Below are 7,859 nucleotides of genomic sequence, written 5' to 3'. Positions count from 1 at the left end.
GTGCCCGGAGGTGAGTGGCGGGCACCTGGTGGACGGCGGTGGCGCTGTTCGCCGGTGGGGCGCTGCTCTACGCGCGGCGGGGGGCGGCCGAGCCGCGCTGCTGGTAGCGGCGCAGCAGCGGCCAGAGCGTGATGCCGACGAGCAGCGCGAGGAAGTGGCCCCAGTTGGTGAGCGGATCGGTGAGCGACACGAGGTCGGAGACGACCGTGGTGCCGACGACGGCGAGCAGCACCCAGCGCAGCCACACCACGCGCAGCACGCCGGCCAGTGCGGCCGTGCAGGCCAGCACGCCGTAGCTGATGCCGTAGTCGAAGCGGGTCAGGGAGGACTCGGGGAGGTGGCCGGTGGCGACGGCCACCGCCACCGTCAGCTGGGTGGCCAGGGTGGCCAGCACGTGGCCGACGGCGAAGACGGCCGCGGTGCGCCAGCCGCCGACGCGGCGCTCCAGTGCCGTCAGGACCAGGACGAACCCGATGGTGAACGGGGAGAGCAGCGGGCCGGAGTGGAAGAGCGCGCTCGCGACGAGCACGAACAGCGGCTCCTGCTTGAGGTTCTCGACGTCGGCGCTGGAGCCGGCGAGCAGCCGGGTCGCCGCGGACGGGTCGGCGAACTCGACGAGCAGCGTGGTGGCGACGAGCAGCAGCCCGAAGCAGAACGTGAAGGGTGTGCCGAACGGGGTCGGCAGCAGCCGCAGCAGCTGGGTGTGAGGGGCGACGGGGACGTGCTCCGGTTCTTCGGGTCGTGCGGGGGCGGGCAGGCGTGGCAGGGTGGCGTCGGTCTCCCGGCGATCCGTCGAACGGTCCGACCGTGCCCACGTGCGCATGCCCGGCTCCTTTGCATGACAGGCGTCGACGACCTGGTGCGGTGCGGTCCACGCCCGTGTCCCGCGGCCGGGAGCGCCCGTGTGGTGCACGTTCGCGGACCCGGCCTTCGTCAATGTCAGTCGTCAGGGGGGTGGCTGTCAACCGGGTGGGTGAGGATGTCGGTATGCGCCACTCGTATGACATCGACGACGCACCGCGGGTTCTGGACCGACGGCAGGGGCCGTGGGGTGAGGTGGTCCTGCGCCGGCACGGCCGGTTGCTCCAGATCATCGCCAACGGCTGCTTCCTGATGGACACCTCAGACGGCCGTTCCGAGCGGCTGCTCGTGCGGCGCGCGCTGGCCGCGCTGGACGGGCGGCAGGCCCCGGCCGTGCTGATCGGCGGCCTCGGGGTGGGGTTCTCGCTGGCCGAGGCGGCGGCGGAGCCCCGGTGGGGGCGGATCACCGTGGTGGAGCGGGAGGAAGCCGTCATCGACTGGCACCGCTCGGGTCCGCTGGCGGACGTCTCGGGTGCGGCACTGGCCGATCCGCGGACCGAGATCGTGCACGCCGACCTGGTCGCGCACCTGTACGAGGGCACGGGCCGGTACGACGTGCTGTGCCTGGACGTGGACAACGGTCCGGACTGGACGGTCACCGACGGCAACCGGTCGCTGTACTCACCGGAGGGGCTGGCGGCGTGCGCGGCCCGGTTGCGGCCGGGCGGAGTGCTGGCCGTCTGGTCGGCCAGGCCCTCGCCGCGCTTCGAGGACACATTGCGCGATAACGGATTCGAGGCGGTTACCACCGAAGAGATCACGGTCGTCCGAGGCGTCCCCGACGTGGTGCACCTGGCGGTCCGACCGGCGTAGCCGCCGTGCGTGTCGGCGCCTTACGCTGCTGCTCGGTCATCTGGCGCGGGACGGGCACAGGGCGGACGCATGGAGCAGCGGAACACGGCACAGCAGCAGGGCGTCACGGGTGCGGCCACCCCCGGGGCCCAGCGGCGGGTGCTGGTGGTGGAGGACGACGCGACGATCGTCGACGCGCTCGCGGCCCGGTTGCGGGCCGAGGGCTTCCTCGTGCAGACCGCGGCCGACGGGCCGACGGCGGTCGAGGCGGCGGAGGAGTGGCAGCCCGACCTGCTGGTGCTGGACGTGATGCTGCCGGGCTTCGACGGCCTGGAGGTGTGCCGGCGCGTGCAGGGCAGGCGCCCGGTCCCGGTGCTGATGCTGACCGCGCGTGACGACGAGACGGACATGCTGGTCGGGCTGGGAGTGGGCGCCGACGACTACATGACGAAGCCGTTCTCGATGCGCGAGGTGGTGGCCCGGGTGCACGTGCTGCTGCGCCGGGTGGAGCGGGCGGCGCAGGCCGCGGTGTCCCCGCAGTCGGGCATCCTGCGCTTCGGTGAGCTGGAGATCGACCACGCCCAGCGCCGGGTGCGGGTCACCGGTCAGGACGTGCACCTGACGCCGACCGAGTTCGACCTGCTGGTGTGCCTGGCGCACTCGCCGCGCGCGGTGCTGTCCCGGGAGCAGCTGCTCGCCGAGGTGTGGGACTGGGCGGACGCCTCGGGGACCCGCACGGTCGACAGCCACATCAAGGCGCTGCGCCGCAAGATCGGGGCGGAGCGGATCCGGACCGTGCACGGTGTGGGGTACGCGTTGGAGACGCCCGCCGCGGCCGCCGACGGCGGGTGAGGGCCGTGGACACGGTGCACGCCGGTCGGCCGCGGCCGACCTGGCGCGCCCGGTTCTGGGCCTGGCTGCGGCCGGTGGACCCGTACCGCTCGGTGAAGGCGGCGCTGGGCGCGCTGGTGATCGCCTCGGTGGCGATCACCACGTTCCTGATCTTCGTGGCGTTCCAGTCGGCGATCGAGCTCCAGGTGATCGCGGTGTTCGCGGTCATCGCGTCGCTGCTGGTGGCGCAGTTCGTGGCGCACGGCCTGGTGGCGCCGCTGGACGAGCTGACCGACGCGGCGCGGGGCATGGCCGGCGGCGACTACTCGCGGCGGGTGCGGTTCGACCGCCGGGACGAGCTGGGTGAGCTGGGCGCCACCTTCAACCGCATGGCGGCGGACCTGGAGGCCGTCGACCGGCACCGCAAGGAGCTGGTGGCCAACGTCTCGCACGAGCTGCGCACCCCGATCGCCGGGCTGCGCGCGGTGCTGGAGAACGTCGTGGACGGCGTGTCGGACCCGGACCCGGAGACGATGCGGACGGCGCTGCGGCAGACCGAGCGGCTGAGCGGGCTGGTGACGCACCTGCTGGACCTGTCCCGGCTGGACAACGGCGTGGTACCGCTGCACGCCCGCCGGTTCGAGGTGTGGCCGTACCTGGCGAACGTGCTGAAGGAGGCGAACATGAGCAAGGGGCCCGGTCACAGCCGCACCGACGTCCACCTGCACCTGGACGTCTCGCCGCCCGAGCTGGTCGCGCACGCCGACGTGGAGCGCCTGCACCAGGTGGTGGCCAACCTGATCGACAACGCGGTCAAGCACAGCCCGCCGCACGGCCGGGTGACGGTGCGGGCGCGTCCGGGCAGCCAGCCGCAGGCGCTGGAGCTGGAGGTGGAGGACGAGGGTCCGGGCATACCGCAGGGCGACCGGGACCGGGTCTTCGAGCGGTTCGGCCGGGTCTCCGGCGCGGACTCGGCGCAGGACGGCGGCACCGGTCTCGGCCTGGCCATCGCCAGTTGGGCGGTCGATCTGCACGGCGGCCGTATCTCGGTGGCCGAATCCACTCGCGGTTGCCGCATGCGTGTCACTCTCCCGGGTCCGGGCAAGTCGAGTGATTGACGTACGCTCGGTGCGGAAGCCACCGGTCCACCGGGTGACATCTCGGTGAACCGCTGACGGCTGCGGCAATCGGGCGCCGCAGTCGAAGGCCCGCGCACCCTGGCGGCTCGGAACCTCGTTTGTTTCCCGCCTGTCTGAGCGCACAAACACACCCGTGAATGTGACTTGCGCGACGAGAAGCGGGTGCGGACTGCACCGAACGGCCTCGGGGGCGTAGCCTTGATTCCCGCTGTCCACCACGATGTGAAGCGGAAGAGGGCGGTTGCCGCCGTGTCGTCTCAGTCCCCGAAGACCTCGAGCATCTCGACCGACCAGGACGGCCAAGGGAAGAATCCCGCGGCCGGCTTCGGTCCCAACGAGTGGCTCGTCGACGAGATCTACCAGCAGTACCTCCAGGACCCGAACTCGGTAGACCGGGCCTGGTGGGACTTCTTCGCCGACTACAAGCCCGGGAAGACGACGAGCTCCGCGCCGCCGAAGCCCGCCGCTGAGTCGGCCGCCGAGCCGGCCCGGGCGCCGGCCGGAGCGGAGAAGCCCCAGGCCGCCGACGCCCCCGCGCAGCCGAAGGCCGAGCAGCCGCAGGCGAAGACCGAGAAGCCGCAGCCGAAGGCCGAGCAGGCCCAGCCCGAGGCCAAGGCCGCGCCGAAGGCGCAGCCGAAGCAGGCCGAGGAGCGGCCCAAGGCCGAGGCGAAGGCCGAGCCGAAGCAGTCCAAGAGCGCGCCGAAGCCCGCGGCCGAGAGCGGTGGGCAGGCCGAGCAGCAGGACGGCCCCGAGTACGTGACGCTGCGCGGCCCGGCCGGTGCCGTGGTCAAGAACATGAACGCCTCGCTGGAGCTGCCGACCGCCACGTCGGTCCGCGCGGTGCCGGTGAAGCTGCTGTTCGACAACCGCATCGTCATCAACAACCACCTCAAGCGCGCCCGGGGCGGCAAGGTCTCCTTCACGCACCTCATCGGCTACGCCATGGTGCAGGCGCTCAAGGCGATGCCCTCGATGAACCACTCGTTCACCGAGAAGGACGGCAAGCCGACCCTGGTGAAGCCCGAGCACGTCAACCTGGGCCTCGCCATCGACCTGGTGAAGTCCAACGGTGACCGCCAGCTGGTCGTCGCGGCGATCAAGCAGGCCGAGACGCTCACCTTCTTCGAGTTCTGGCAGGCGTACGAGGACATCGTTCGGCGGGCCCGCAACGGCAAGCTGACGATGGACGACTTCACCGGCGTCACCGCGTCGCTGACCAACCCCGGCGGCATCGGCACCGTGCACTCCGTGCCGCGCCTGATGCCCGGTCAGGGCCTCATCGTCGGTGTCGGCGCGATGGAGTACCCGGCGGAGTTCCAGGGCACCTCGCAGGACACCCTGAACAAGCTCGGCGTCTCCAAGGTGATGACGCTGACCAGCACCTACGACCACCGGGTGATCCAGGGCGCCGCGTCGGGCGAGTTCCTGCGCCAGATGCACCAGCTGCTGCTGGGCGAGAACAACTTCTACGACGACATCTTCGAGGCCCTGCGCATCCCGTACGAGCCGGTGCGCTGGAACCGGGACATCGACGTCAGCCACGACGACGAGGTCACCAAGGCCGCCCGGGTCTTCGACCTGATCCACTCCTACCGGGTCCGCGGCCACGTCATGGCCGACACCGACCCGCTGGAGTACAAGCAGCGCAAGCACCCCGACCTGGACATCGCCTCGCACGGCCTCACCCTGTGGGACCTGGAGCGCGAGTTCGCCGTCGGCGGCTTCGCCGGCAAGTCCATGCTCAAGCTGCGCGACATCCTCGGTGTGCTGCGCGACTCGTACTGCCGGACCACCGGCATCGAGTACATGCACATCCAGGACCCCAAGCAGCGCCGCTGGATCCAGGACCGGGTGGAGCGCCCGCACTCCAAGCCGGACCGCCAGGAGCAGCTGCGCATCCTGCGCCGCGTCAACGCCGCCGAGGCGTTCGAGATCTTCCTGCAGACGAAGTACGTCGGCCAGAAGCGCTTCTCGCTGGAGGGCGGCGAGTCCGTCATCCCGCTGCTCGACGCGGTGCTGGACTCGGCCGCCGAGTCGCGGCTGGACGAGGTCGTCATCGGCATGGCCCACCGCGGCCGGCTGAACGTGCTGGCGAACATCGTCGGCAAGTCGTACGCGCAGATCTTCCGCGAGTTCGAGGGCAACCTCGATCCGAAGTCGATGCACGGCTCCGGCGACGTCAAGTACCACCTCGGCGCCGAGGGGACCTTCACCGGCCTCGACGGTGAGCAGGTCAAGGTCTCGCTGACCGCGAACCCCTCCCATCTGGAGGCCGTGGACCCGGTCGTCGAGGGTGTGGCGCGCGCCAAGCAGGACATCATCGGCAAGGGCGGCACCGACTTCACCGTGCTGCCCGTCCAGCTGCACGGCGACGCGGCCTTCGCAGGCCAGGGTGTGGTCGCCGAGACGCTCAACATGTCGCAGCTGCGCGGCTACCGCACCGGCGGCACCGTGCACATCGTCATCAACAACCAGGTCGGGTTCACCGCGGCGCCGGAGTCGGCGCGTTCGTCGATGTACTCCACCGACGTGGCGCGGATGATCGAGGCACCGATCTTCCACGTCAACGGTGACGACCCGGAGGCCGTCGTGCGCGTCGCACGGCTCGCCTTCGAGTACCGGCAGGCGTTCAACAAGGACGTGGTCATCGACCTCATCTGTTACCGCCGCCGCGGCCACAACGAGGGCGACAACCCGCACTTCACGCAGCCGCTGATGTACAACCTGATCGACAAGAAGCGCTCGGTGCGCAAGCTGTACACCGAGTCGCTGATCGGCCGGGGCGACATCACCATGGAGGAGGCGGAGCAGGCGCTCCAGGACTTCCAGGGGCAGCTGGAGAAGGTCTTCACCGAGGTCCGCGAGGCCACCGTGGACCCGAGCCCGGCCGAGATGCCGCCGCCCGCCGCGGAGTTCCCGGTGGCCGTGGACACGGCCGTCAGCGCCGAGGTCATCAAGCGGATCGCCGAGTCGCAGGTCAACATCCCCGACCGGGTGACGGTGCACCCGCGGCTGATGCCGCAGCTCCAGCGCCGGATGGCCATGGTCGAGGACGGCACGATCGACTGGGGCATGGGTGAGACCCTCGCCATCGGCTCGCTGCTGATGGAGGGCACCCCGGTGCGCCTCGCCGGCCAGGACTCGCGCCGCGGCACGTTCGGCCAACGGCACGCGGTGCTGCTGGACCAGAACACCGGCAACGACTACACGCCGCTGCTGTACCTCTCGGACGACCAGGCCCGCTACAACGTCTACGACTCGCTGCTCAGCGAGTACGCGGCGATGGGCTTCGAGTACGGCTACTCGCTGGCCCGCCCCGAGGCGCTGGTGATGTGGGAGGCGCAGTTCGGTGACTTCGTCAACGGCGCACAGATCGTCGTGGACGAGTTCATCAGTTCGGCCGAGCAGAAGTGGGGCCAGACCTCCGGCGTCACGCTGCTGCTGCCGCACGGCTACGAGGGCCAGGGCCCGGACCACTCCTCGGCCCGGATCGAGCGTTTCCTCGCGCTGTGCGCGCAGAACAGCATGACGGTCGCCGCGCCGTCGCTGCCGTCGAACTACTTCCACCTGCTGCGCTGGCAGGTGCACAACCCGCACCACAAGCCGCTGGTCGTCTTCACCCCGAAGTCGATGCTGCGGCTGAAGGCGGCGGCCTCCAAGACGGAGGAGTTCACCACCGGCTCCTTCCGTCCGGTCATCGGGGACCTTCCCGTGGAGTCCGGGGAGGTGGACGCCTCGCAGATCCGCAAGGTCGTGTTCTGCTCGGGCAAGGTCTACTACGACCTCGACGCCGAGCGGAAGAAGCGCGGCGTCAAGGACACCGCGATCGTCCGCCTGGAGCGGCTGTACCCGCTGCCCAGCACGGAGATCCAGGCCGAGATGGCCAAGTACAGCGGTGCCGAGAAGTTCGTGTGGGCCCAGGAGGAGCCGGCCAACCAGGGCGCGTGGCCGTTCATCGCGCTCAACCTGGTGGACCACCTGGACCTGATCATCGGTTCCGAGCCGGTGCCCAACGCGGACCGGCTGCGGCGCGTCTCGCGCTCGTCGTCGTCGTCGCCGGCGGTGGGTTCGGCCAAGCGTCACCAGCAGGAGCAGCAGGAGCTCGTCAACCAGGTCTTCGACCTCTGACGGTTGCTCCCACCGTCGTCACCGCGGGGCCCGGCCCCGCGGCGGCGACGGTCACACGCCGGAGGGGACCTCGCCGCACCGCGGCGGGGTCCCCTCCGCGGTGGGGGG

Annotated in this window: 5 protein-coding genes; 4 read left to right on the top strand and 1 reads right to left on the bottom strand. The window is 70.8% G+C overall.

Going from position 1 to position 7,859, the window contains the following annotated elements:
• Window positions 1-67: 67 nt before the first annotated feature.
• Complete coding sequence (locus tag ACYVE9_RS10475) at window positions 68-823, bottom strand: rhomboid-like protein (RefSeq protein ID WP_461027499.1); 756 nt, start codon at window positions 821-823, stop codon at window positions 68-70.
• A 164-nt stretch (window positions 824-987) separates the two neighbouring features.
• Between ACYVE9_RS10475 and ACYVE9_RS10470 the strand changes: the two genes are divergently transcribed.
• The 4 genes from ACYVE9_RS10470 (at window position 988) to ACYVE9_RS10455 (ending at window position 7,751) form a co-directional block, all read left to right on the top strand.
• Window positions 988-1,674 (top strand): spermidine synthase family protein, encoded by a 687-nt coding sequence (locus ACYVE9_RS10470; protein ID WP_461027498.1) that lies wholly within the window; start codon window positions 988-990, stop codon window positions 1,672-1,674.
• Between the two features lie 69 nt (window positions 1,675-1,743).
• Window positions 1,744-2,505, top strand: coding sequence for a response regulator transcription factor (locus ACYVE9_RS10465; RefSeq protein ID WP_461027497.1), 762 nt, complete (start codon window positions 1,744-1,746; stop codon window positions 2,503-2,505).
• A 5-nt stretch (window positions 2,506-2,510) separates the two neighbouring features.
• Entirely contained in the window at window positions 2,511-3,602 is a 1,092-nt protein-coding gene (locus ACYVE9_RS10460; protein WP_461027496.1) for a sensor histidine kinase, read from the top strand.
• A gap of 270 nt (window positions 3,603-3,872) precedes the next feature.
• The gene (locus ACYVE9_RS10455; protein ID WP_461027495.1) at window positions 3,873-7,751 is read left to right on the top strand and encodes a multifunctional oxoglutarate decarboxylase/oxoglutarate dehydrogenase thiamine pyrophosphate-binding subunit/dihydrolipoyllysine-residue succinyltransferase subunit; all 3,879 of its coding nucleotides are present in this window, start codon (window positions 3,873-3,875) and stop codon (window positions 7,749-7,751) included.
• The last annotated feature ends 108 nt before the right edge of the window (window positions 7,752-7,859 follow it).

The sequence above is a fragment of the Streptomyces sparsus genome, from assembly GCF_054776295.1.
Note: the sequence above shows the minus strand (reverse complement) of the source record. Positions and strands in the feature narration are given on the sequence as shown.